This is a genomic window from Sphingomonas sp. 66-10, assembly GCF_001897045.1.
In the GTDB taxonomy this organism is placed as follows: Bacteria; Pseudomonadota; Alphaproteobacteria; order Sphingomonadales; family Sphingomonadaceae; genus Sphingomonas; species Sphingomonas lycopersici.
The window spans coordinates 8,135-9,516 of sequence record NZ_MKRR01000162.1 but is presented as its reverse complement, the minus strand read 5'-3'; the positions used below and the strand labels follow the sequence as shown (position 1 = coordinate 9,516).

The window sequence follows — 1,382 nt, the reverse complement described above, 5'->3', positions numbered from 1 at the left end:
CCTCCAGCACCATCGGCGGCCCGTCGATCCGCTGCTTCGGCGGCAGATCGCGACCGGCGGCCAGCACCCGGATCGCATCGGCGCCTTCGATCGTCAGCGTGACCGGATGCGATACGCCGCTGTGGCGCGGCAGCAGATGATCGGGCAGCGCCGGCACGGCGCGATCGGGATCGACACCCGGACACAGGCGCAGCGTCGCGCCCGTCTCCCCAAGACCGATCACGCTTTCGAAACGGAGCGCGACTGTCTCTCCCGGACGGACGCCGGCGACCGACAGCGCCTGCCAGCCCTGCTTCAGTTCCTCCAGCAGGATCGCCCGGTTCCCGTCGATCGCACCGCCGTCATAGGCTGCTTCGGCGCGACGCCGCGCACGCGCGCGCGCGCTCCAGCGCTGGTCACCGATGCTGACCGTCATGTCGTGGACGACGGCCCCGGCGAGCGCTGGCGGCATCGTCAGCACCGCCTCGATCGGTACGGCTTCGCGATTGGTGAAGGTGCGCACGAGGATCAGCCGGGCAATCGGCGGGACGATGCGGAGCCGGATGTCGGTGGCGTCGAGCAGCAACGGCGGACGAGGTGTCGCCGCCGGCCGCAACAGCGGCAGCAGCGGATCGGTCAGCCCGGGGCCGGTCGGCTCGATCATCCTGCGCCCCCGGCCGCTGCGCGCCGGCGCGGCTTCGGCGCCCCGCTGGACAGGGCGGACCGCAACCGCGCCTCCGTCCGCTCGACGATCTGATCGACCGCCGCATCACTGCCCAGAAGCTCGGGTGCGATGACCAGCGTCACACCTTCGACGACCGGGACGGGCACGCCTTCGCGGGCGTCGAGCAGCAACCGGATCGCCGCGTTGGGAAAGCCGAGATCCTTGAGGCGTTGGAACCGCCGGATCGCCTTGACATGCGCGTCGCCGTAGCGGGCATAGGTCCGCCCGCCCTCGGGTGGGGGCACGAAGCCTTCGCCGATCAGGAACCGGATCTGGCGCACCGTCGCGCCTGTCGCGGCGGCGAGGTCATCGAGTTTCATGGGATATCAGCATATCGATCCGCTTTGCGGACGACCCGGCCATTCCAGCATCGCCATCGACCCCTTTTAACACATGATTTGTGAAAAGCAACTTGGGCGGCGACGGTGCGCATATTTTCCCTTGCCACGTTCGCGGCTTCTTGCAACAATAGTTTTGTCAAAAGAGATAGGGGACGAGTCGGATGAAGATGCGTCTGGCGCTGCTGACCATCGCCTTGCTGTCGGGGTGCAATCGGCCATCGGACAGCTCGAACACCGCGACCCAGGTGGAAGGGGAAAACCGATCGCAGGAAACGACCGAACCTTTTGCCGCGACCAATGCCCTTGCCGGCGGCTTCGACGCCCGCGCCGATATCGGC

General features: G+C 67.8%; 2 protein-coding genes. Both read right to left on the bottom strand.

Annotated features, from left to right (window positions below; translation table 11 throughout):
- Nucleotides 1-643, bottom strand: a 643-nt coding sequence (locus BGN95_RS25395; RefSeq protein ID WP_286774405.1) for a VIT domain-containing protein, incomplete at its 3' end; no start/stop codon positions are given.
- The gene (locus BGN95_RS25390; RefSeq protein WP_286774404.1) at nt 640-1,023 is read right to left on the bottom strand and encodes a helix-turn-helix domain-containing protein; all 384 of its coding nucleotides are present in this window, start codon (nt 1,021-1,023) and stop codon (nt 640-642) included. The genes BGN95_RS25395 and BGN95_RS25390, both read right to left, overlap by 4 nt.
- Nucleotides 1,024-1,382: the final 359 nt, after the last annotated feature.